Source organism: Hymenobacter sp. H14-R3, assembly GCF_030063445.1.
Taxonomy (GTDB): Bacteria; Bacteroidota; Bacteroidia; order Cytophagales; family Hymenobacteraceae; genus Hymenobacter.
Window position 1 is genome coordinate 132,833 of the sequence record NZ_JASITD010000001.1, and the last position, 23,256, is coordinate 156,088.

The 23,256-nt window shown below is 59.0% G+C and carries 18 protein-coding genes; 10 read left to right on the forward strand and 8 right to left on the reverse strand.

Annotated features, from left to right (window positions below; all coding sequences use genetic code 11):
• Positions 1-40 precede the first annotated feature (40 nt).
• The 6 genes from secDF to QMK33_RS00635 all read left to right on the forward strand — a co-directional run bounded on the left by secDF (position 41) and on the right by QMK33_RS00635 (position 10,628).
• Entirely contained in the window at positions 41-3,028 is a 2,988-nt protein-coding gene (gene secDF / locus QMK33_RS00610) for a protein translocase subunit SecDF (protein WP_283562614.1), read from the forward strand.
• A gap of 411 nt (positions 3,029-3,439) precedes the next feature.
• Positions 3,440-3,877, forward strand: a complete 438-nt coding sequence (locus tag QMK33_RS00615; RefSeq protein WP_283562615.1) for a hypothetical protein — start codon at positions 3,440-3,442, stop codon at positions 3,875-3,877.
• 53 nt (positions 3,878-3,930) lie between these two features.
• A complete protein-coding gene (locus tag QMK33_RS00620) occupies positions 3,931-4,539 on the forward strand; it encodes a YceI family protein (RefSeq protein WP_283562616.1) in 609 nt (202 codons plus the stop codon).
• Between the two features lie 42 nt (positions 4,540-4,581).
• Positions 4,582-5,502, forward strand: a complete 921-nt coding sequence (locus QMK33_RS00625; RefSeq protein WP_283562617.1) for a DUF5777 family beta-barrel protein — start codon at positions 4,582-4,584, stop codon at positions 5,500-5,502.
• A 329-nt stretch (positions 5,503-5,831) separates the two neighbouring features.
• Complete coding sequence (locus tag QMK33_RS00630; protein WP_283562618.1) at positions 5,832-8,900, forward strand: SusC/RagA family TonB-linked outer membrane protein; 3,069 nt, start codon at positions 5,832-5,834, stop codon at positions 8,898-8,900.
• Positions 8,901-9,011: 111 nt separating this feature from the next.
• Complete coding sequence (locus tag QMK33_RS00635; protein WP_283562619.1) at positions 9,012-10,628, forward strand: RagB/SusD family nutrient uptake outer membrane protein; 1,617 nt, start codon at positions 9,012-9,014, stop codon at positions 10,626-10,628.
• 95 nt (positions 10,629-10,723) lie between these two features.
• Here QMK33_RS00635 and QMK33_RS00640 read toward each other — a convergent pair whose 3' ends face one another.
• From QMK33_RS00640 to QMK33_RS00660, 5 genes are all read right to left on the reverse strand, one after another.
• Complete coding sequence (locus QMK33_RS00640) at positions 10,724-11,545, reverse strand: CPBP family intramembrane glutamic endopeptidase (protein WP_283562620.1); 822 nt, start codon at positions 11,543-11,545, stop codon at positions 10,724-10,726.
• Positions 11,546-11,635: 90 nt separating this feature from the next.
• On the reverse strand, positions 11,636-12,238 hold the full coding sequence (locus QMK33_RS00645; RefSeq protein ID WP_283562621.1) for a NifU family protein: 603 nt from the start codon (positions 12,236-12,238) through the stop codon (positions 11,636-11,638).
• A gap of 155 nt (positions 12,239-12,393) precedes the next feature.
• A complete protein-coding gene (locus QMK33_RS00650) occupies positions 12,394-13,083 on the reverse strand; it encodes a hypothetical protein (RefSeq protein WP_283562622.1) in 690 nt (229 codons plus the stop codon).
• A 56-nt stretch (positions 13,084-13,139) separates the two neighbouring features.
• Complete coding sequence (gene aroC, locus QMK33_RS00655; protein WP_283562623.1) at positions 13,140-14,219, reverse strand: chorismate synthase; 1,080 nt, start codon at positions 14,217-14,219, stop codon at positions 13,140-13,142.
• A gap of 173 nt (positions 14,220-14,392) precedes the next feature.
• Complete coding sequence (locus tag QMK33_RS00660) at positions 14,393-15,865, reverse strand: BatD family protein (protein WP_283562624.1); 1,473 nt, start codon at positions 15,863-15,865, stop codon at positions 14,393-14,395.
• Between the two features lie 575 nt (positions 15,866-16,440).
• Between QMK33_RS00660 and QMK33_RS23550 the strand changes: the two genes are divergently transcribed.
• From QMK33_RS23550 to QMK33_RS00675, 4 genes are all read left to right on the forward strand, one after another.
• A complete protein-coding gene (locus QMK33_RS23550) occupies positions 16,441-16,782 on the forward strand; it encodes a hypothetical protein (RefSeq protein ID WP_502867038.1) in 342 nt (113 codons plus the stop codon).
• Positions 16,783-17,427: 645 nt separating this feature from the next.
• Positions 17,428-18,168, forward strand: coding sequence for a ferritin-like domain-containing protein (locus QMK33_RS00665; RefSeq protein WP_283562625.1), 741 nt, complete (start codon positions 17,428-17,430; stop codon positions 18,166-18,168).
• A 31-nt stretch (positions 18,169-18,199) separates the two neighbouring features.
• Complete coding sequence (locus QMK33_RS00670; protein WP_283562626.1) at positions 18,200-19,042, forward strand: ferritin-like domain-containing protein; 843 nt, start codon at positions 18,200-18,202, stop codon at positions 19,040-19,042.
• Positions 19,043-19,212: 170 nt separating this feature from the next.
• The gene (locus tag QMK33_RS00675; protein WP_283562627.1) at positions 19,213-19,935 is read left to right on the forward strand and encodes a ferritin-like domain-containing protein; all 723 of its coding nucleotides are present in this window, start codon (positions 19,213-19,215) and stop codon (positions 19,933-19,935) included.
• A gap of 203 nt (positions 19,936-20,138) precedes the next feature.
• Here QMK33_RS00675 and queG read toward each other — a convergent pair whose 3' ends face one another.
• From queG to QMK33_RS00690, 3 genes are all read right to left on the reverse strand, one after another.
• The gene (gene queG, locus QMK33_RS00680) at positions 20,139-21,203 is read right to left on the reverse strand and encodes a tRNA epoxyqueuosine(34) reductase QueG (protein ID WP_283562628.1); all 1,065 of its coding nucleotides are present in this window, start codon (positions 21,201-21,203) and stop codon (positions 20,139-20,141) included.
• A 139-nt stretch (positions 21,204-21,342) separates the two neighbouring features.
• The gene (gene ruvB, locus QMK33_RS00685; protein ID WP_283562629.1) at positions 21,343-22,395 is read right to left on the reverse strand and encodes a Holliday junction branch migration DNA helicase RuvB; all 1,053 of its coding nucleotides are present in this window, start codon (positions 22,393-22,395) and stop codon (positions 21,343-21,345) included.
• Between the two features lie 255 nt (positions 22,396-22,650).
• Positions 22,651-23,250, reverse strand: coding sequence for an SMI1/KNR4 family protein (locus QMK33_RS00690; RefSeq protein WP_283562630.1), 600 nt, complete (start codon positions 23,248-23,250; stop codon positions 22,651-22,653).
• Positions 23,251-23,256: the final 6 nt, after the last annotated feature.

A 23,256-nucleotide genomic window follows, 5' to 3' on the forward strand; every position in this document is an offset into this window, starting at 1 on the left:
CCGGTTCTCACGTTTTAATTTTTTTTTTACTTTTTGCCCCATGCGTTACAAAGGACTCATTATCACGCTCACAGTCATCGTTTCGGTGCTGTGCGCGTACTTCCTCTTCTTCACCTACGTCTCGCGCGGGGTGCAGCAGAAGGCGGTGAACTACGCCACGCGCAATGGCGAGCTTAGCGAAATCAAGCGCCAGCATTACCTCGATTCGGTGTGGCGCGCGCCGGTATTCGGCTCCTATACCTACCGCGATGTGAAGCAGAGCGAGCTGGGCCTGGGCCTCGACCTGAAGGGCGGCATGCACGTGACGCTGGAAGTATCGCCGGTGGAAATCGTGCGCGCCATGGCCGGCAACTCCAAAGACCCTGCTTTCAACAAAGCCATCGAACTGGCCCAGCAGCGCCAGAAGACGAACTCGGGCACGGCCTTCACCACCCTGTTTTACCAGGCGTACCAGGAAACCGCGCCCAACGTACCACTGAACCGCATCTTTACCAACTCGGTAAACAAGGACCGCAAAATCGACCTCAACAGCTCGGACAGCAAAGTGCTGTCGGCCATCAACAAAGAGGAAGAAGACGCCATCGACCGCTCGTTTGACATCCTGCGCAAGCGCGTGGATAAGTTTGGCGTAAACCAGCCCAACATTCAGCGTGTGAAGGGCACCGGCCGCATCCAGGTCGAGCTACCCGGCGTAGACAACCCCGAGCGCGTGCGCAAGCTGCTGCAAGGCCAAGCCAAGCTGGAATTTTATGAAGTGTGGCCCCAGAATGAGGTGACGCCCTACCTGGCCCAGCTCGACCAGGTGCTGACGGCTAAGGAGAAGGCTGCCGTTGCTACGCCAGCTACGGCCGCTACCCCGACCGCCGCTGCTACCGCCGGCGACACGACTTCGCTAGCTGCTCAGTTGGCTAAGAAAACCCCCGCTACTGCGGCCAAAACCGACTCGGCCGCGGCCCAGAAGGGTGGCGTGCTGGCCCGCTTGCTCACCATGCCCGGCTCGCTGGGCGTGAACCTGAGCGACACCGCCCGCATGAACGTGGTACTGCGCTCGGAAGAAGCCCGCAGCATCATGCCCCCCAACATGGCGCTGCTGTACCTCAACAAGCCCATCGACGCCAACGGCCAGCAGTTTCTGCGCCTCGTGGCCGTAAAGAAAGACCGCACCGGCACCATTGCCGCGCCCATCAGCGGCGAGGTGGTGAGCGATGCCCGCCAGGACTACGACCAGACCGGCCGCCCCGAGGTGAGCATGAGCATGAACCCCACCGGTGCCCGCAAGTGGCAGAAAATGACCGGTGCCAACATCGGCAAGCAAGTGGCCGTGGTGCTCGACGACGTAGTTTATTCGGACCCCGTGGTGCAGAGCGAAATCTCGGGGGGCAACACCAGCATTTCGGGCAACTTTTCCATCGACGAGGCCCAGGACCTGGCCCAAGTGCTGAAAGCCGGCAAGCTGCCCGCCCCTACCCGCATTGTGGAAGAAGCCGTAGTGGGCCCCTCGCTCGGCAAGGAAGCCATCAACCAGGGCCTGTACTCGTCGCTGGCGGGCCTGCTGATTATCATGGTCTTCATGGCTATGTACTACGGCCGCGCCGGCCTCGTGGCCGATGCTGCTTTGCTCTTCAACATGTTCCTGATTTTGGGCGTGCTGGCGCAGTTTGGCACCGCCCTGACTTTGCCCGGCATTGCTGGTCTGATTCTGGTAATCGCCTCGTCGGTGGATGCTAACGTATTGATATTTGAGCGGATACGCGAAGAGCTTGACCATGGCTTGTCGCTGCACGACGCGGTGAACGCCGGTTACAACCGCGCATTCTCGGCCATCTTCGACTCGAACGTGACCACCATGCTCATCGCCATCATCCTGGGCTTCTTCGGCACGGGCCCGGTCCAGAGCTTCGCCGTTACGCTTGGTATTGGTGTGCTAACGTCCTTTTTGTCAGCAGTTTATGTATCGCGCCTTATTATTGAGGCACTCATTAAGGGCAAGACCACGAGCAGCATTACATTCTCGACCTTCCTCTCGCGCAACCTGTTTCAGAACGTGAACTTCGACATCGTGGGCAAGCGCAAAATTGCCTACACCGTTTCAACCGTCATTATCGTGACGGGCTTCGTACTCATGTACTTCCAGGGCGGCCCCAACCTGGGCGTCGATTTCAAGGGTGGCCGCTCCTACGTAGTTGATTTCAACAAGCAGATGGTGGCCTCCGACGTGCGCAACACCCTGGAGTCCACCTTCAAAGGCACGGGCCTCGAAGTGAAGCAGTACGGCAGCCCCGACCGCCTGCGCATCACCACCAGCTACCTGGCCGAGGATGAAAGCCAGACCGCCGACAAAACTGTGGCCGACGCCCTCAACCAAGGCCTCGACAAATACAAGGCCGATGCGCCGGTTATCCAATCGACCTCCAAAGTAGGTGCTACCATCGCCGACGACATCAAGCGCACCTCGTTCCTGAGCCTGGCGCTCACGCTGCTCGGCATCTTCGTCTACGTGCTGTTCCGCTTCGATAAGTGGCAGTACTCGATGGCCGCCGTGGTGGCCCTCTTCCACGATGCGCTGCTGGTAATTGCCTGCTACCCCATCGCGGCGGCCTTCGGCCTGAAGTACGAAATGGACCAGATTTTCGTGGCGGCCGTGCTCTCCATCATCGGCTTCTCGATGAATGACACGGTGGTTATCTACGACCGGATTCGCGAGTACCTGCGCAACGACCCCAAGCTGACCTTCGCCCAGGTGGTGAACCCGGCCCTGAACTCGACGTTCTCGCGCACCATGATTACGTTCACCACCATCTTCCTGGTAGTCGTGGTGCTCTACATCTTCGGGGGTGAAACGCTGCGCTCGTTCTCGTTTGCCATGATTATCGGCATCGTCATCGGCACGTATTCGTCGCTGTTCATCGCCACGCCCATCATCCTCGATACCTACGGTAAGAAGGAGGAGCGCGAGCGCAAAGCCGCCGGCGAAACCATCACCGAACTGCCTGGCTCGGCACCCAAGCTGCGCCCGACCACCGTGTAGCGAACCCATTTTTTTCTTACCCAAAGAGCCCGGCCCTCCAGCCGGGCTCTTTGCTTTTGTGGCTAGGCCGCTGCTACCGCCCGCTTACGGCTGGGAGCAATGGGCCGTTTACCCAGCAAAAAGGCGTGATGGGCGAAAATCACACTTTTATCTGCTGCTCAATCCTAGTTTTGACTCTCTGCGTAGGTTGCACTCATAAAAGTTTACCGCACACACAGAACTGAAGTTAAATCCTCCCCAAGTGAGCTACCCCGCCCACACTGAGCCCAGCCGGTTTTACCTCTGCTGCCCTTCAGGGCAGAGATAGACGACTTAGGTAGCCCGCTGATTTCTTCAGCTAAAGCGCAGCTCAAATCTTGTTTTAGCATAAATTTCTCAAGAATTCATCTCATTTCTAAATTCTCTACTTCTGTGAAAATCCCTACTTTTCGGGCTACCTGGCGGGCAAGCGGTCTACTAGTAGCCATGGCGGGGCTGGCCCTGGCTACCGGCTGCTCCTACACCAATGGGTACACGGAGCCGGTGACCTGCACCACCGTGCCGGCCACGGTGAGCTATAAGCTGGACGTACTGCCCATATTTAAGGCAGAGTGCTTCCGCTGCCATGATGCGGCCCACTATCAGCTACCTGCGCCGCAGGGGTCGTCCGGCGCCATGAATATGGAAAGCTTCAGTTCCATCAGCACCTGGACTTCTCCCAAAACGGGCATCAATGGGGTGAGCTACATGGTAGGATGCATCCGGCACGACGCAGGCTTCATTGCCATGCCCTACGATGGCGGTAAGCTCGATGCTTGCGAAATCGCAACTATCAAAGCCTGGGTCGATGCTGGCGCGCAAAACAACTGACCAGTGCCAGCACCATCAGGTATCCCATTATTTTTCAGCTCAATACCTTAGGTATGCCTAAACTACTACTTCGCGGGAAGCGGCTGAGTGGGCTGTTACTAGGGCTCCTGCTGGGGCTGGCCAGCCCCAACAGGGCCTGGGCGCAGAGCAAATACATGACCCGCGCCGGCCACATTTCTTTCTTTTCGGCCTCCATTATGGAGGATATTGAGGCCCGCAACGACAAGGCGGCAGCCGTGTTTGACCTGGGTACGGGCCAGGTTGCTTTTTCGGTACCCATTCATGAGTTTCAGTTCAAGCGCACCCTTATGCAGGAGCACTTCAACGAGAACTACATGGAATCGGAAAAGTACCCCAAAGCCACCTTCACTGGCCAGCTGCTCAACGCGGCTCAGTTGCTTAAGCAGCTGCATACAGCCACCCAAACCGTAGAGGTGGAGGGCAACCTGACTATGCACGGAGTAACGCATAAAGCCATAGTAACCGGCACGTTACAGCTGCGTGATGGCCAGTTGGTAGTGTTTGCCTACTTCAACATTGCGCCCGCCGACTTCTCCATCGACATTCCGCTGCTAGTGCGCGAGCACATTGCCAAGTCGGTGAGCGTACGCATCAACCTCACGTGCGACGCAGTGACGCCCGCGCTCGTAGCGCAGCCCTAAAAAGCCTCATTTTTCCTTCTTTACTACTATAAAGCTTTTGTTATGAAAAAAACCACTACTACTTGGGGCCGCGCCGTGAAGCTGGGCTTGCTGCTGGCGGTGGGGGCCACTTCGGCCGCCCACGCCCAGGCCGACTTACTAGGTCAGCTGGAGCAGGACACCAAAAAGAACGCCCCCTCCCAACTAGTCGATGCTACCTTCAAAAGCACCCGCCTCATCAACGGCCACACCGTGCAAACGCCCGGCGAGGGCACGCTTGTCTTCCTGATTTCCCACCGCATCGGGCCGTTTAACAGCGGGTCGTACGAGTTTTTTGGCCTCGACCAGGCCCGCATCCGCATTGCGCTGGAGTACGCCGTAACCGACCGCTTCGAAGTGGGCGTGGGACGCTCCTCGCTGAACAAGGTGGTCGATGGCTTTCTCAAGTACAAAGCCCTTCAGCAGAGCACGGGCACGCACGCCATGCCGGTTTCGGTAACGCTATTTAGCTCGGCGGCCATTACTACCCTGCGTTACGACGATGGCCGCGACCACACGCTGCCTTTGCGCACGGCCTATACTTACCAGGCACTGCTGGCGCGCAAATTCAGCTCCAACTTGTCGTTGCAGCTCATGCCCACGCTCATTCACCGCAACCTGGTGATGAACGAGGGTGAAAACAACGATATTTACGCCTTGGGCGGCGGCGGGCGCTATAAGCTCAGCAAGCGCTTTTCCCTCAATGCCGAATATTACTACGTACTGAGCAAATACACGGCCGACCACTACACCAATGCCGTGGCGCTGGGTGTGGACATCGAAACTGGCGGCCACATCTTTCAGCTCAACCTGACCAACTCGCCGGGGATGATTGAAAAGCAGTTTATCGGCGAAACGAGCAACAAGGTGTTTGATGGCGGCATTTATTTTGGCTTCAACATCAACCGCAACTTCACGGTGAAGCAGCGGCAGCGCAAAATATAACCGGTTCTACCCACCAAAAAAGACGCGATTGGCGCGGCTGCTTCCCCCCGAAGCAACCGCGCCAATCGCGTCTTTTTTAGTAAGTTGCTGCCCTATACCTACCTGGCCCAGCCTAGTGGTGCGGCGCTCGGTTTGGCCCCGGCCGCTAAGCCATAAAATGCGTGGTAAGCTGGCTAGCAATAGCTAATCCTGGTAGCTTTATTACATTTTTTGTCAAATTAACACCTATTCTAAAAATTCAGGAGTAGCAAAGGCCAAAATAGTATTAATCGGTTGCTGAGCAGGAAAATACATTTGTTAGTAGTATTTCCCACTCACCAACCTACCATATGAAAACCGTTCTACTCGCGGCCTTCCTGGTGCTTACGCTGCTGCTGCGTCCGTTTGGCGCGGCCGCCCAAGCGCAGGCAGTTCAGGGCACAGTTAAGGACAACAAAGGCGAACCCGCCATCGGCGCAACGGTTCGGCTAAAAGCGGGCACGTCCGGCAGCACGGTTGATGCCAACGGCAACTTCCAGCTCACGGTGCCCAGCCTGAACGAGACGCTTATCGTCAGCTTCACGGGCATGACCACCCAGGAAGTGCCGCTTAATGGCCGCAGTACCGTAGCCGTAATTCTAGCCGCCTCCGAGCAGGCCCTCAACGACGTAGTGGTTATTGGCTACGGCACGGCTCGCAAGAGCGACCTCACCGGCTCGGTGGCCTCGGTAACGGGCAAACAGCTGACACAGGTGGCCACTTCCGACCCGGTGCAGGCCCTGCAAGGGCGGGTAGCGGGCGTCACCATTACCTCCAACAGCGGGCAGCCGGGCTCGGGCACCCGCATCCGGGTGCGGGGCGTGGGCACCATCAACAACAGCGACCCGCTCTACGTGGTGGATGGCTTCCTGACCTCCGACATCAGCTTTCTGTTGCCGGAGAACATTGAATCGACTGAGATTCTGAAGGATGCCTCGGCCACGGCCATCTACGGCTCGCGCGGGGCCAACGGGGTGGTGGTGATTACCACCAAGCACGGCAAGGAGGGCAAGGCGCAGTTTAACCTGAGCAGCTACGTAGGCTTTCAGCAAATCCGCAAGAAGCTAGACCTGACCACCGCTGCCCAGTATGCGACGCTGGTGAGCGAAGCCTACGCCAACGAGAACAAACCGCTGCCCGCCGACCTGGCCGCCCAGCTACCCAACGCCATTGCCACCAACGCGCAGGGTACCAACTGGCAGGACCTGGTGAGCCAGCGCGGCATTATTGAAAGCTACAGCCTCTCGGCAGCGGGCGGCACCGAACAGAACCGCTACCTGGTAAGCGGGGCCTACTTTCAGCAGGACGGCATTGTGAAGAATTCGGGTCTCAAGAAGTACATCGTGCGCCTCAACGACGACCTGGTGCTGAGCGAGCGCATAAAAGCTGGCCTGTCGGCCACCTTCACCCACTCGCAGCTGCTGGCCAACAGCGCCGGCGGCAACCCGCTCTTCAACTCCTCCATCACGGCCAGCCCCATCTCGAGCCCCTACAATGCCGATGGGAGCTACGCCTACGACCAGATTACGAGCTTCACGCCCAACCTGGCGCGGGTTATTGAGGAGCAGCAATACAACAAGACGAGCACCAACGACCTGTTTACCAACGCGTACGTTGATGTGAAGCTAATCAAAGGGCTGTCGTTCCGCTCTAACTTCGGCATTCGCTACACCAACAACAACCCGCGGGTGTACCTGCCCAAGTATTACCTGGGAGCTAACGACCAGCGGTCCATCAGCTCGCTCCAGGACACGCGGACGGAGACGGTGGGCTACGTGTGGTCGAATTTTCTAAACTACAGCCTGGACCTGGGCGACAACAGCTCGTTTTCGGCCACGCTGGGCCAGGAGGCGCAGCAGACCACCTTCAACGGCACCCAGATTACGGCTTTCGATGTGCCAGCCAACGCTGACCTTCAGTATATTACGGCCGCCCGCAACTCGGTGCCTTCCATTGGGCAGGTGCTGCCCACCGACAACTCGCTGCTGTCTTACTTTGCTAGGGCCAACTACACGTATAAGGACCGGTACCTGCTGACCGGCACCGTGCGCCTGGACCAGACCTCCAAGTTTCTGCCGTCGGTGCGCCGGGGCGTGTTCCCATCGGTGGGGGCCGGGTGGCGCATCTCGAACGAGGAGTTTTTGAAGAACGTAACCGCTATTTCGCTGCTCAAGCTACGGGCCAGCTACGGGGGCGTAGGCAACCAGAACGCCGCCCCCAGCTACGGCTTCGCGTCGGTGGCGCTAAACCAGCAGAACTACGTGTTTAACAACACGTTGACCCCTGGCCTAGCCGTGGCGCAGCTAAACAATCCCAATCTGAAGTGGGAAACGGCCATCACCAGCGATATTGGCGTGGACCTGGACCTGCTGGGAAGCAAGCTCTCGTTTACGGCTGACTACTTTGAGCGGCGTACCAAGGACATGATTGCCCTGCTGCCGGTGCCCAACTACGTGGGCCAGGGACCACCCGCGGCCAACGTGGCCGCGCTGCGCAACCGTGGCTTAGAACTGGCCCTGACTTACCGCGACGTGATTGGGAAGCTTGGCTACACGGCCAACGTCAACCTCACGACCATCAACAACCGCATTACTAGCCTGGGTGGGGCTACCCCCATCGCCAGCGGCAACGTGCTAGCGCAATTTGGCAACACCACGCTCACCGACGTGGGCCGCGAAGTGGCCTACTTCTACGGCTTGGAGGACAAGGGTATCTTTCATAACCAAGGGGAGGTTGACGCTTACAAGAATGCCGATGGCTCCCTCATTCAGCCCAATGCCAAGCCCGGCGACGTGAAGTACCAGGACGTGAACGGCGATGGCAAGATTGACCCCACCGACCGCACCTACGTGGGTAGCGCTACCCCCCGATTTAGCTACGGGGCCTCCCTGAACCTGACGTACAGCGGCCTCGATTTCCAGGTTCTGCTCTACGGCGTGCAGGGCGCGGAGGCCGTAAATGCCCCGTCATTTAACCTGCTGAAATCCAGCTCTATCGGTAGCTCCTGGTCGAACTTCTACGCCTCGCGCCTCGACCGCTGGTCGCCTAGCAACCCTACCTCGGACCAGCCCCGCATGACCTCCGCGAAAACTGACAACGACCTGTTCAGCAGCCGCTACGTGGAAGATGCCAGCTACTTGCGCGTTCGCAATGTGCAGCTAGGCTACACCCTGCCCACTGACTTGCTCTCTAAATACCAAGTGGGTAGCCTGCGGGTATACGCCTCGGTGGATAACCTGTTCACCATCACCAAGTACACGGGCCTCGACCCCGAAATTTCGGCTTCGGGCTACTACAACAACCCGCTGGCCTACGGCGTGGACTTTGGCAACTACCCGCAGCCGCGCACCTACCGCCTGGGCGTTAACGTAAATTTTTAACTTGGTGCTTGTTGCCTAGTGCTTGGGACCTGGGACAAGCCAGCGCGGCAGTCGCGGCTGGCTCTTCCGGCCCCAACCAGCAACCAACTATCAACAATCAGCTATTAACCCATGAAACTTACCCACCCCGCCCGCTTGCTGGCCCTGACCGCCTTGGTCGTGCTATCGCAGGGCTGCAAGAATTTTCTGGACAAGCAACCTCTGGGGGCCACTACGCAGGGTAGCCTCTTTTCGGACCCCGTAAACGCGGTGCAGGCCGTGAACGCCATCTACGATGCGGCCTCCTGGGACGAAGGCCCCAAGTGGGGCTACGGCGATTATATCGGGCACATGTACGAGTGGATGTTTGGCGATGTGATGAGCGACGATGCCGAAAAGGGTAGCCAGCCCAGCGACTTTACGCAGGTGCAGGACCTGAAACAATGGAGCACAACGCCTTCCAACGCCATCACGGCCACGCTCTGGTCGCATAGCTTCACGGGCATTGGCCGCGCCAACACGGTCATTAACAGCGTGGATGGCGGCACCATCGACGATGCGCTCAAAAGCCGGCTGAAGGGCGAGGCGCTGTTCTTTCGGGCCTACAACTACTTCTACCTGGTGCGGCTGTTTGGGGGCGTGCCGCTGTTTGAGCAAGCCGTGCAGCCGGGCGATGCTGCCAACGTAAAGCGCGCTAGCATTGCCGAAACCTACGCTTTTATTGAGAAAGACCTGAAGGCCGCCGCCGCCCTGCTGCCCGAGAAGAAGGCCTACGCCGCCACCGACCTGGGTCGCGTAACCAAGGGCGCGGCCAACGCCTATTTGGCCCGCGTTATCATGTATGAGCTGGGCACCGTGAACGCCGCCAACCACACCTGGCAGGACGTGTACGACGCGACGAGCACCGTTATCACGTCGGGGCAGTACGGCCTGGAGCCGAACTACGCGGCCATTCACCAGGAGATAGCCGAGAACGGCACGGAATCTATCTTTGAGATTCAGTTTGCCGTTTCGCCCGAGGGCTACGGCCCAATAAAGACGGGCACGACCAACAACGTGTTTCAGAACAACCGCAAAACCTTCGGCTACGGCTTCAACAACCCGACCAAAAATCTCTTCAACGAGTTTGAGCCCAATGACCCGCGCCAACTCGTGACCTTTATTAAGGACCAGGATATTGCGCTGGGGGTACCGAACAAGATTGACCTCTCTGAGAACGACACGGGCTACCTGAGCCGCAAAGTAGCCATCATTCCCCCGCCCCAGAACAAGGCCAGCGGCCAGAACATCCGCAAGATGCGCTACGCCGACGTGTTGCTGATGAAGGCTGAAGCCGCGGCCCGGCTCGGTAAGAATGGCGAAGCCATCGCCCTCGTAAACCAAGTGCGTGCCCGCGCTCGCATGTCAACTAAGCCGCCGGGCACCGTCCTGGGTTCTACTGCCTACGAACCCACCAACGCGCCGGCCGGTACGCTACCCGACCTCAACGCCAGCCTCGCGGGCCAGACCCTGCTCGACGCCGTCTGGCACGAGCGCCGCGTAGAGCTGGCAGAAGAAACCCTGCGCTACTGGGACCTGGTGCGCACCGGTCGCTACCTGGGCACGTTGCCCAGCGATGCGTCCAATAACGTGCGGGCCCGCTGCCTCACCCACATTGCCACCGAAACCAGCGTGAACCCCTTCCCGCTGCTACCCATCGACCTTGTTGACTCGCAGACCTGGGGCCTACCGCAAAACCCTGGCTACTAGTATCTTGTCCTCTAACAAAAAGATTCCGCCCGCTACTTAGTAGCGGGCGGAATCTTTTTGTTAGCTTATACTATAACTATCTGCTAATCAAAATTTTACCTAGATAAACCCATCCCCGCAGCCAGCCGGCGCAGCCACCACAGGCAGCCGGCCAGCGCCAGGGCAGCAACCACCAGAACTACTAGGTACCAGACCCCGCCCATGCTTTGCGATAGCTCCGGCGTATTCTCCAAGCGCGGAGAGTTCATCGCGCTAAAAGCCAGCAAGTTATTGAGCGCGTGCAAGCCGATGCACATACCCAGTGCGCGCGTTTGGTAGTACAGCCAGCCCAGGAGCAGGCCCATCAAGGCGGCATTAAGGCTTTGGGCGGGGTTGAAGTGGAAAACGCCAAACAGCAGGGCCGACTGCCCAATGGCCACCGCCGGCGAGTAGTTGCGCAGCAGGCCATTTAGCAAGATGCCCCGAAACAGCAGCTCCTCGAACACCGGGGCCGCCACGCAGCCAAACAAGAAGGCAAATACCGGATAATGAGCTATTTCCTTGAACGTGCCAGACGTCCAATTGGGTAAGTGCAGCAGGTGCAGCGGGCTTAGCAAAATACCTTGCAGCAGCACCAGCAGGGGCAGCAACGCGTACCAGCCCCACTTTTCGCCCGGCCCCCGCAGGGCGCTCATGTGCCAGCGGGCTGGCCCGGCCCGCCGCCGCAACCACCAGATGGTGAGCCCTAAGCTCGCCGCACTGGCCACGGCCACCAGCCGGGCCAGGCCGGCGGTCCTACCAGCTACCAACATCGCCGGAATACCCAGCAGCAGCGTGGCCAACAGGTACCACCCCACGGCTCCCCAACTCTCGGTGATTGTGGGGTAAGCCGGGGGCGCGGGCAAAATTTCAGCGGGAGCGAGTAAGGTTTCTGACATAAGAAAGGAAAGGGAAAATCAACTATAAGAGCATAGAAAAAGGCCGGGGATTACCCGGCCTTTCCTGTATCGCTAAACGGAAACTACCCATTACACCGTGATGCCTTCGGCAACCACGCTCTGCACCTCGGGTACCATGCGCTTGAGCAGGTTTTCGATACCCGACTTGAGCGTAACCGTAGCCGAGGGGCAGCCCGAGCACGAGCCTTGCAGGTTCACGGTCACGATACCGTCGCGGAAGCTTTTGAAGGTGATGTTGCCACCGTCCTGCTCCACGGCGGGGCGCACGTAATTGTCGAGCAGGTCGATAATTTTCTGGCTCGTGAAGCCGTCCTGCTGGGTGGGGTCGCCGGCGCTGGCAGCCTGGGCGGCCTTTTGCTCGGCGGCGGGGTCCACGGTAAATAGCTGGCCCCCAGCCTCTACATAGCTCTTAATAAACTGGCGCAGCTCGGGAATGATGCTGGTCCAGCCCAGCTCGGGCTGCGTTTTGGTGATGGTGACGAAGTTTTGGGCAATGAACACCCGGCCCACGTAGTCGAAGCCAAACAGCTCCTGGGCGATGGGCGAGTTGAGGGCCGCCTCCACGTTGGGGTAGTCCACGCTCACGCCATCGGGCAGCAGGGTGGAGTTGAGCACGAATTTCATGCTCTCGGGGTTGGGCGACGCCTCGGCGTAGATGGAAACAGCAGCCATAAGAATAGGTAGTTAGCGTGGAGGGTACTTAGGTGCGGGCTGGGTAAGCCCGGCATTCTGGATTCATTCTAAACTAGACACCAACAACAACAAATTGGTTACTTGGTTCTAAAGCTGGGTGGCGTGCGCATGCAGCAGGTCGGCCAAGCGATACCTCAGGCCCAGGCCGGTAGGAAGCTGGGGGTAAAGCCGCCTTGCGTGCAGCCGGGCACCGGAATCAGGTTGTCGCCGCGCACATCGCAGCCCGGTAGCGCCTGCATGGTCTGGTACCAGTTCTTGCGGTAAGCCTCCTGAATTCGGCCTACTTCAACCAGCACGTGCAGGCCGCCCCGAGTGAGCAGCACGGTGAGCGCATCCAGGTTGATATTGCCCCGCACGGCGGCCAGCACCTCTGCGGGACCAACCCCATCCAGGTCGAAGTCGAAATAGGGCTTGCGGCCGGCGGCTTTCTGGATTTCGGTGAGGGCCAGCGACTGGGGATTGTACCCGTTGTAGGGCTGCGTGATGCGGTGCGCCAACTCGATAAGCAGCTGCCGGGCGGCTATGGTAAGGGAGCGCGGGTTGAGGGTGATGTAGAGCGCCAAGGCTTCCTGCGGCACCGGGCCACCCTTGAACACGTACGACCCAATTGCCCCCTCCATCTGCCTGATTTTTTGCAGCAGGCTTTCCTTGGTAGCAGTCACGCGCTTCAGCTGCGCCTTGTCGTCGCGGAGCGCCGCGCCGGGGGGAGCGTATTTTTTACGGGCCAGTAAACACAGCAAATAGGTTTCGTCTGCTTCCAGGTCGGGCAGCCAAGCGATGAATTCGCGTAGCTGCCCTTCGTCACGGATTATTTCGTAGTTCATGGCAAGTTTGAGGGCTGCTGATGCCCGCCCGAAAGGCTGCCCCGTTTGGGCGCAAGCTACAGCTGGTTGGCCCGCGCGCGCAGCAGCAGGTCGGCCAGCACGAGCTGGGTCATGGCCTCCACAATGGGCACGGCGCGGGGCAGCACGCAGGCATCGTGCCGGCCGCGGCCAGCCAGCGCCACGGTTTCGCCAGCCTGATTGATGGTTTGCTGGGTTTGCAGAATGGTAGCCACCGGCTTGAACGCCACCCGGAAAAACACGTCCTGGCCGTTGCTGATGCCGCCCTGGCTACCGCCACTGTGGTTGGTGCGGGTGCGCACGCGGCCGGCCTCATCGGTGTAAAACTGGTCGTTGTGCTGCGAGCCCGGCAGCTTGGTACCCTCAAAGCCGGAGCCAAACTCGAAGCCCTTCACGGCATTGATGCTGAGCAGCGCGTGGCCCAGCACCGCGGGCAGCTTATCGAACACGGGCTCGCCAAGGCCGGGCGGCAGGCCGGTGGCCACGCCGGTTACCACGCCGCCCACGGTATCTTGGGCAGCTTGGGCAGCCCGAATGCGGGTTTCCATGAGAGCCGCAGCGGCGGGGTCGGGGCAGCGCACGGGGTTGCTGTCGATGAGGCTGAGGTCCATTTCTTCGTAGCTTTTGCCCACCTCTACCTCGCCCACGGCCGATACGTAGGCTTTTACCTCGACCCCGAAGTGGGCCAGCAGCTGGGCGGCCACGGCCCCGGCGGCCACGCGGGCGGCTGTTTCGCGGGCCGAGCTGCGGCCACCGCCGCGGTGGTCGCGGCGGCCATACTTGGCGTCGTAGGTGTAGTCGGCGTGGCTGGGGCGGTAGGCCCCGGCAATGTGCGAGTAGTCGTCGGAGCGCTGGTCGGCGTTGGGAATGAACAGGCTGATGGGCGTGCCCGTAGTAACCCCCTCAAAAACACCCGATTGCAGCTGCACGCGGTCGGCCTCCTGGCGCGGCGTGGTGAGGGCCGACTGCCCCGGCCGCCGCCGGTCGAGGGCACGCTGAATATCGGCCGGGTCGAGGGCCAACCCCGCCGGGCAGCCATCAATAATTACCCCAATGCCCACCCCATGCGACTCGCCGAAGGTGGTGATGCGAAAAAGCGTTCCGAAACTATTTGACATACTATTTTGGGCTGTTAGCTTTTAGCTACTAGCTGTTAGCTTTTATTTTGATTAATAATGAGTTGCAGAGAATACACTGTTCGTTTGGTTTCACCTTGCCACTCAACGTATTGCAGAGTCGGTCAATACCTAAAAAAAGCTGCCAGCTAAAAGCTGCCAGCCAAAAACCAAAGTTACCGCGCCCGCCACCAGCCCACGGCGGCCACGCCCAGCAGCAGGGCTACCAACAAGGTGGCGTAGCGGCCCACCTGGTGGTACATGTTGAGGGGTTGCAGCTGGGTATCGGCGCGGGCTAGGGCGGGGCCGTAGAAAGGGTCGTCGGCCGGGCTGGCGGCGGCCACGGCTTTTTCGGCACCGCTCACCACCACGCGCAGCTCGGGGCGCAGGGTGTCGTAGCGGGCGGCCACGGGGTCGAAAAACGGCAGCCGCACCAGGCTGTCAAACGCCAGCGTACCGGGCCGCTGCACCACCAACCGGTACCGGAAGCTCTTGCGGAAGCGCCCATCGGGCAACTGCTCTTCCCGGATATCGGGGCCGTATACTTTTAGCCCGGCGTGGGGCCGCGGCGCAGGCAGCACCAGCGCCGAGGCATTGCCGCGCCCCTCCACCCCAAACGTATAGGTAAACGCCTCGCCCGTGCGGAAACGCGTGCCACTCACGCCCTCTTGCAGGGCGTACTCACCCACCACGGCCGCGCCCGGCGGGGGCAGCGGGCGCACGGCCACGCGCAAGGCTGGGGCGGTGTAGGTTTTGTACATGGCCAGGCGCTCGGTGTCGCCGGGCTGGGGCTTTTTGAGTAGCTTAAATTTGGTGAGCGTGAGCTGCAAGGCCGGAAATTGCAGCGCTGCCTGCGTGAGCGGGTAGTAGGTGTGGGTAGCCAGCCGGAACCGCAGCCGCACCTCGCCAGTGGCGGCGCGCACGGTATCGGGCAGCACCGAGGGGTCGGCGGCGGGCACTTCCCAGGTGGTGGGCTGGCGTAGCCGGCGCAGCAGCTCGGTTAGCTGGTTGTTGAAATCATAGAAATTGAGCACCGCCTGGTCGGCGGGCCTGAGGTAGAAATACAGGTTTACCCGCACGCCCTGACCCACAAACACGCGGTCGTGGTCGGCCTCCAGGGCCAGCGCGCCCGCATCGGGCGGCTCGTAGAAATACGCGGGCTTGGGCTTACCCAGCAGCTGGTCGAGCGAGCCGCTGGCCACGTCGGGCGGCGCGGTGCCGGGGCCAGCAGCGCTGGCATCGGGGGCCTGCGCAGCCCCGCCCACGTGCACCCGGCCGGCGGGGCTGCGCAGCACCTGCCCGTTCACAGTGAGCACGAAGGCGGGCACCGCGTAGTCGCCCTCGGTGTAGGGGAAGTAGCGCTGTGCCACGGTTAGCTCGGTGCTGCGCTGGCCGCCGGGCAGTAGCCGCGTAGTAGTGGTATTGACAATGGTGGCCTTGCGAAAACCCTCCATGTCAGGAAAGTCGGAGTGGCTAGCCAGCGCTGCGCCGCGCAGCCGAAACGCCAGCGTAAACGGCCCCGCCAGCGGCACGCTGGCGGCGGGTGGTACCAGTGCCACCGTGCCGCCCGCCGCCGCCGGGCTGGCCTGGGCCCATGCCCGGCCGGCCCCCAGTGGCCCCGCGGCCAGCAGCCAGGCACCCCACACCATTCGCACTATACACTGCCGAACTGCCAAATTTTTACTTACTGAGAAAATCCAGGTTGGGTGCAAAGTTCGCAGAAACTGACAGGTTCTTGCTCACCCTCTAAAAAGCACTATTATTCAGTTGCTATTCCCATTGTTGTTCACTTCTACCGTTCCTTTTATTTTATTTTCAGCAACCAGTGACGCGCTGCCTTTGGCGGGTCTGGCAGCCTTGTAGCTTAGTTCGTCAAAATGCCCCCCACCAACAGCGGCTTAGCCCACGCTTTCTTGCGCTACTAGGTAAGACTGACTCTTTACCTGGGTTGACACCACCACTTCCCTCCTGGACGTTACGCTTATCAAGTTTTTGTTTATCAGATAGTTATTGCTCGCTGAATCGCGAGCAGGGCCTGGTACAGTACCCTCGCCCCAGCAACGCTCCGCCCTAATCTCCTCAGTACCTAAAAAAGGCTGCCATGCGGCAGCCTTTTTTAGGCTTTATTACCTTTGCTATCCAAGTTGAAACGCTGCTTAATACTCAATTAATTGAGTGAAAATCGGCTCGTTCGGTATGCTTAAGCCTACTGCATATCAATGCACTGCGTGTGGTACTGGGCTCGGCAGCGCCTCACCTCGTTGCTGACTTTGACTACTCAGGGGGCAGCGGCTCGGGCAACAGCCCCCTGAAACACGCGCTTATCTCTGGCGCAGCAGGCAACCCCAATGGTACCTTGTTTTTTGCGGCTGGCCAGGCTTTTTCCGACACCGGCCAGCGTGCCTATAGCGGCGGTGCCCCGGTATTGAATACTACCGCTACTAAAGATATTTTGGAGGCTACCCTTAATGTTTACTCGGTAGAGGTGCGCCACAACTTGCACTTCCGCACTGTACGGCGTGCCGTGTTAGCCAACTCGCTCGGCTCGGCTGGTGCCCGGCCGTAGCGCCCTATAATGCCGCTCCCAAAAGCTGGATTAGCCTCGTTGATAACGGTGGCCCTACGGCCCCGGATGGTAGCCAGCCAGCCAGCAAAGTATATGGCCCCGGTGCACCAGCTACGGGTGCCGACCCAAAGGCAGCCGACACGTATTACCCTGGCGATGATAACGTTTCGCAAGCTGGCGTAAACCTGACCAGCCTTAACAGCGCCTACACGGCCGCAGCAGTTTCGGAAGCTCTTGCCGAACCACTCGGCGCAACCACTGTCAGGAGCATTGCCTTGCTGTTCACTTCGCAAGCGGGCAAGGCCAAAGGCCTGTTTAGCTAGTTTTCGAAGAAGCCAAGGAGCCGCTTGGCACCGTAACCGCCCGGGCAATTGCCCGCAGCTTTTGCTCCGCAGCGGGCATTGCGCTAGGTTTATTCAACTAAAGTTTCGGATTTCCGAAATCCAGGTAGGCGCTACTCTCCGTATTATGGAGGGTGGCGCTTTCGCGTGCGCCTAACTCTACCGGCCTGTTTGGCAACCTAAGCGGCAGTTATTCTCTAATAACTAGTGTGATAGGGTAACCTAAACGGTATAGCGGGCCGTATGAGGCTCAAAGTAGCGCAAAACCTATTTGAATTTCTTTTTCCCTTTTTTCTTTTTTCTTATGTCATCTAACCAAATCTCTGATTTGCAGCAAGAGCCGCAAGTAGATAAGCCGCTGTACGCGCCCATCAAGCGCCGCTCGTTCTTCATGTACGCTGGCGCTACCGCTGGTGCTACCGCGCTGGTGCTAGCTGGTTGCAAGAAGGACGACAACAACAACCCAGCGCCTGCTGGCTCGGTGAGCCTGGGCAATGGCAACCTCAGCGTATTGCAGTATGCTTACTCGCTGGAGCAGCTTGAAGCCGCATTCTATGCCCAGGTAGTTAAAACCCCGGCTACCGACTTCGCTGCTATCGAGTTGAAATACTTCACGCAGGTAGCAGCCCACGAGGCTATTCACCGCGACTTCTTTAAGGCGGCCATTGTTAATGTAGCCAAGGGCACGCCGATAATGGACCTGACTCCTGACTTCAGTTCTATCGACTTCACCAAGCGTGCCTCGGTATTGGGCGCAGCCAAGTCGTTCGAGGACCTGGGGGTAGCTGCCTACAATGGCGCTGGCAAGCTCATCACGGCTGGTGCCGGTGGGGATGCTTACCTCACGCTGGCTGGTAAAATTGTGTCGGTAGAAGCCCGCCACGCTGCCTATATCCGTGACCTGATTATGCCCGGCTCGTTTGCCGCCGATGACCAGGTTGACAAAGATTCTGGCCTTGATATGTCCATGACGCCGGTTGCCGTTATCACGGCTGCGCAGAAGTACATCAAGCAGACTATCGATGCCAGCCAGGTAGGCAAGTAATTCTTTCTCTCTAGATAAGTAACTCATCGTCATGAATTTCCTCAATATCCTTACCCAGCTGGCCGAAGTTGACCCCGATGTCCTCGACCGCCTCAACCCGCGCCGCGCGGTGTTCTCCTCGCTCGGCACGGTAGCTAAGCGCTCAGCAATGGCCGCTACCCCCGTACTGCTGGCCTCTATGTTTCAGAAGGCTTACGCAGGCACTAATGCCGGCGACCCAGTAGAGATTTTCAACTACGCCTTAACGCTGGAGTTGTTGGAGTCGGACTTCTACAAGAAGATGCAGGCTTCGCCCTTCTTCGCCACTGCTTCGGCGGCCGACCAGGCTGCTATCAACCAAATTGCCAAGCACGAAGCCTCGCACGTATCCTTGCTGACCACGGTTGTTAAGGGCATTGGTGGTACCCCCGCAGCTGGTGTTACTTTTAAGACTACGACCTTCGCTACCTTGACTTCGTTTGCAAAACAGCTAGAAATAGCGCAGTTGCTGGAAGACACCGGTGTTCGTGCCTACAAAGGCCGCGCCACTGACCTACAAGGCATTGCCGATGTTAACATTCCGGGCGTGGGCACTATCAACCCCCTGGAGTCTGCCCTGCGCATTCACTCGGTAGAAGCACGTCACGCAGCTCACATCCGCACCATGCGTATGCAGACTGCCTGGATTAGTGGCAGTGGCGACTTGGATGGTGCTGATAACTACAAGGGTGCTACCCCCGAGAGCAATGTGACGCAGGCTGGCTTCAACCTGACGACGGCCGGTATCATCACCCCCGGCGTAACGTACACGGCCGCCGATGTAGCTGCTTCTTTCGATGAAATCCTTACCAAGCCGGAAACACTGGCATTGGCTACGCCCCTCATAGGAGCGTAGTTAAAACAATAGCTTCTAAGCAATTGTCATATAAAACGTCGACTCCCAATGCGGGGGTCGACGTTTTTTTTTGCGCTTGGCGCTGCTCAGTAACTGGCCGATACCAATACCGACAAGTGGGGTAGGACCCAAGCAAGGCGTACTTTTATGTTCTATTCTATTTTAGTTTTATGCTTATTCCTTCTTCGGCTGCGCCACTAGCTGCGGCCGACTACATACCGCACCTGCCCAATGCCGGGCGGCGCTCATTCGTGAAGTACGCCGGGGCGGTGGCCGCCACGCTAACCCTGGCCAGCTGCTCCAAACATAACGAGGTGCCAGGCACCGTGAACATTGGCAGCGCCGATGGCGGCGCGCTCAACTTTGCTTACGCCCAGGAACAGCTACAGGCAGCTTTCTACGCCCAAGTGCTAGCCGGAGCCTACTTCGGTAACCTGGCGGTGGGTAGTGCCGAGCAACAAGTCTTTGCAGCCCTGGCCTTGCACCAGCGCATTTATGTTGACTTGCTCAAAGCCACGATTATCCAGGGCAAAGCCGCTCCCATTCAGGCGCTGACCGCAGATTTCAGCGCGGTGAATTTCAGCAGCCGCCAAGACATACTGCGTACCGCGGCGCAGCTCGAAGACTTGGCAGTAGCGGCTTACAACGGCGTAGCGCGCTTTTTTACCGTACCCGCCTATTTGCTGCTGGCCGCCAAAATAGTATCGGTAAAAGCCCGCCACGCGGCCCTGGTCCGCGACCTGCTTACGCCCAATTCCTTCGTGGCCAACGACGTGGTAACCCTCACCGAGGGGACGAGCTTGGAACGCGCCCAAACTCCTGCCCAAGTAGCCGCCGCCGCCAATAATTTTCTGGCTACCGGCTCGAAGCTCAACGTGATAAACCTGGCCTGAAATGGCCGTAACAGGTGGCAAAAACCTGTTCAAAACACCGCAACCGTTTGCAGCGCATTGCGTACTATATTGGCTGCGCTCGCGGCACTCGCTCACTACCCCACCCACCCGCTATGTTAGACTACGTGAAAATGATATTGCTGAAAGTGAGTTTCAGCAAAGCGCTTTTCGAAAAGGAGTTGCGCAAAGCCCTGCAACAAATTTTACCCGACGACTTGGCCGGCTTCAAAACTTGGTGCTACCAGAAGTTTGCCCGGCTCTACCGCCGGGTGCTCAAGCGCGTTTTTATCCAGTACAGCACCCTGCCCCGCCTCGCGGCCGGTAGCTAGCTGGCTCTGCCCGGTCACAAACCGGATGTTGCGCTTCAACCCCTCGTAGCCCGTGCGCTTGAGGGGCGACTGCTTGAATAAGGCCTGAAAAACTTCGTGGGTTATCTCCTGCCAGTCGCTCACTGACAGTTTATTCAGCTCCGCATGGGCCTGAAATTGAGGCTCTTGTGTAGGCTTCGAAAATCGGTTCCAGGGGCATACGTCCTGGCAGATATCGCAGCCAAACACCCAGTTGCCGAACTGCCCGGCCACGTTTTGGGGTATCAGCTGGTCCTTCAGCTCAATGGTGAAGTAGCTGATGCACTTGCTGCCATCGACCACGTAGGGCTCCGTAATGGCCTGCGTGGGGCAGGCGTCGAGGCACTTGGTGCAGGTGCCGCAATAGTCCCGAATAGCGCCGTCGTAGTCCAGCTCCACATCCACAATCAGTTCGGCAATGAAGTAGAACGAGCCTGACTTGGGCGAGATGAGGTTGGAGTTTTTGCCCACCCAGCCCAGGCCGCTTTTCTTAGCCCAGGCCTTGTCCATTACCGGGGCCGAATCGACGAAGCAGCGCCCACCCACCTCCCCGATGTTAGCCTGCATATCGGCCAGCAAGGTCTTGAGCTTGTCTTTGATAACAAAGTGGTAGTCACGCCCATAGGCATACTTGCTGATTTTCAGCGTATCATCGGGCTGCTGTGCTTCTTCGGGCGGGTAGTAGTTGAGCAGCAGCGAGATAACCGACTTGGCCCCCTCTACGAGCAAGCGTGGGTCGAGGCGCTTGTCGAAGTGGTTTTCCATCCAGGTCATTTGGCCGTGCATCCCCTTTTTGAGCCAGTTTTCGAGGCGCGGCGCTTCTTCTTCCAAAAATCCGGCTTGGGAGATACCGCAGGCCATAAAGCCCAGTTCGGCGGCCCGGCGCTTGATATAGGGCGTCCATTCGGCGTGTAGAAGCATAGTTTCTGGGGCAATTGAACCACGAAGAAACGAAGAACGCGCCGCTAGTAGCGGCGCGTTCAGTTTGGGTGTAGCGTGGACGTTGCGAGTCCGCGCGTGATGGCAGCCAGGCGTTCCTACGCGCGGACTCGCAGCAGCTCTACGACGTAATCTCACCGAACAGGTCGCCGTTGTTGCCGCGTAAGTGATTGGGCAGCAGACGGCCCAGGTGCTGGTAGGCGGCCTCGGTGGCCTCACGGCCGCGCGCCGTGCGCTTGATGTAGCCTTCCTGGATAAGGAAGGGTTCGTACACTTCCTCAATGGTTTCGCCCTCTTCGCCGCAGGCCGTGGCGATGGTGCTGATGCCCACCGGGCCACCCTTAAACTTGTCGATAATGGTAGTGAGAATGCGCTTGTCCATATCGTCGAGGCCGCGGGCATCTACATCTAGGGCGTTGAGAGCAAACTGCGCGATTTCGACCGTGATGGTGCCGTTGCCCTTAATTTGGGCAAAGTCGCGGGTGCGGCGCAGCAGGTTATTGGCAATGCGGGGCGTGCCCCGCGAACGGCGGGCAATTTCGTAGGCCGCATCCTCGTGAATGGGCGTTTGTAATATTTCGGCTGAGCGCAACACGATGGTAGTAAGCAACTTGGAATCATAATACTCCAGGCGGGCCGAGATGCCGAAGCGGGCCCGCAGCGGGGCCGTGAGCATACCCGAGCGCGTAGTAGCCCCAATAAGGGTGAAAGGTGACAGCGAAATCTGCACCGAGCGGGCGTTGGGGCCCGAGTCAAGCATGATGTCGATGCGGTAGTCCTCCATCGCCGAGTAGAGGTACTCTTCTACCACCGGATTGAGGCGGTGGATTTCGTCGATGAAGAGCACGTCGTGCGGCTCCAGGTTGGTGAGCAGGCCAGCGAGGTCGCTGGGCTTGTCGAGCACCGGCCCGCTGGTCATTTTAATGCCCGCCTCCAACTCGTTGGCGATGATGTGCGAGAGCGTGGTTTTGCCCAGTCCAGGAGGGCCGTGCAGCAGTACGTGGTCGAGGGCATCGCCGCGCTGCTTGGCAGCGGCAACGAACACCTTGAGATTTTCGAGGATTTTTTCCTGGCCCGTGAAGTCGTCGAAACTCAGCGGGCGCAGGGCCTTGTCGATATCCTTGTCGGTAGCATCAAAGTTTTCGTTGCCGCCAGTGAGATAGGCTTCGCGCATGGTAGAGGGAAGTGGTTAACGTGTCGAAAGGTAACACCGCCGACGCGGCGTTTGTGCCGGGCGCTGGCAAATAATACTGGCAATGCGGCGCATTTTGCCAGTATTATTAGCTAACAACATCGCAAGACCCTTGTGGCCAAGTGGCTCCCGCTTTTTTAGCTTTCGCGCAGTGAATTTAATAGTGGCTGGAAGCATGTGCGGCAACGTCGCCACCGCTCCGACTTGGTTGTAAATCAACAAATTGCCCTCACATCACTATAAGGCGCGGGCGGCTACCTCATCGAGCCAAAGCTCATACCAGTCTAAAAACGTGGCCCCTTTGCAGAAATAGGGTATCTCGCGTTCTGAGTTGGTAATCACGACCCGCCCGACAAATGGGCCGTTCAGTATGAGGGCATTCGTTATCATGCAGCCCCGCGTGCCAACGGGCAGCAGGCCGGCGTACATCTCGCCCGTTACCCGGTCAAAATCTTCGTCCGATATTTCGTCGTTCTCATCAACGGGGCGGGTCAGCTCCTGCCACTGCGCCAGCGTCATGGCCGGATTTAGGCGGCAGGGCTGCCGCAGGTACAGGTCCTGGTCATTACTCAGTTCATCCAGGCCTTCGCCCAACCCATAGATACCGTGCGCCGGCCCCGCGCCGCCGTTGCCCACCTCGCCCAGAAAGCGGCGGTACGGCTCGGGCAATTGGATGCCGTAGCAGGCCTCCATATCTTGCAGCTCGGCTTCCGCAATCGGGCTTTCGAGCTGGTAGCGGTGGCTGCGAGCCCCGAATAGCTTTAGGTTTTCATCGGCCGCACGCGCGAGCGGCAATTTGGCTTTAATGCGGTCGAGCTGCGCAGCTAGCTGGTCCATAACGCT

Coding starts and splice junctions, on each gene's coding strand:
- QMK33_RS00660 (WP_283562624.1), bottom strand. CDS start 15,865: ATGGTGTGGGGTGCCTGGCTGCTGGCCGCGGGGCCACTGGGGGCCGGC.
- QMK33_RS00630 (WP_283562618.1), top strand. CDS start 5,832: ATGAAAACCGTTCTACTCGCGGCCTTCCTGGTGCTTACGCTGCTGCTG.
- queG (WP_283562628.1), bottom strand. CDS start 21,203: ATGCTTCTACACGCCGAATGGACGCCCTATATCAAGCGCCGGGCCGCC.
- secDF (WP_283562614.1), top strand. CDS start 41: ATGCGTTACAAAGGACTCATTATCACGCTCACAGTCATCGTTTCGGTG.
- QMK33_RS00640 (WP_283562620.1), bottom strand. CDS start 11,545: ATGTCAGAAACCTTACTCGCTCCCGCTGAAATTTTGCCCGCGCCCCCG.
- QMK33_RS00650 (WP_283562622.1), bottom strand. CDS start 13,083: ATGAACTACGAAATAATCCGTGACGAAGGGCAGCTACGCGAATTCATC.
- QMK33_RS00635 (WP_283562619.1), top strand. CDS start 9,012: ATGAAACTTACCCACCCCGCCCGCTTGCTGGCCCTGACCGCCTTGGTC.
- aroC (WP_283562623.1), bottom strand. CDS start 14,219: ATGTCAAATAGTTTCGGAACGCTTTTTCGCATCACCACCTTCGGCGAG.
- QMK33_RS00670 (WP_283562626.1), top strand. CDS start 18,200: ATGAATTTCCTCAATATCCTTACCCAGCTGGCCGAAGTTGACCCCGAT.
- QMK33_RS00675 (WP_283562627.1), top strand. CDS start 19,213: ATGCTTATTCCTTCTTCGGCTGCGCCACTAGCTGCGGCCGACTACATA.
- QMK33_RS00645 (WP_283562621.1), bottom strand. CDS start 12,238: ATGGCTGCTGTTTCCATCTACGCCGAGGCGTCGCCCAACCCCGAGAGC.
- QMK33_RS00620 (WP_283562616.1), top strand. CDS start 3,931: ATGCCTAAACTACTACTTCGCGGGAAGCGGCTGAGTGGGCTGTTACTA.
- QMK33_RS00665 (WP_283562625.1), top strand. CDS start 17,428: ATGTCATCTAACCAAATCTCTGATTTGCAGCAAGAGCCGCAAGTAGAT.
- QMK33_RS00625 (WP_283562617.1), top strand. CDS start 4,582: ATGAAAAAAACCACTACTACTTGGGGCCGCGCCGTGAAGCTGGGCTTG.
- QMK33_RS00690 (WP_283562630.1), bottom strand. CDS start 23,250: ATGGACCAGCTAGCTGCGCAGCTCGACCGCATTAAAGCCAAATTGCCG.
- ruvB (WP_283562629.1), bottom strand. CDS start 22,395: ATGCGCGAAGCCTATCTCACTGGCGGCAACGAAAACTTTGATGCTACC.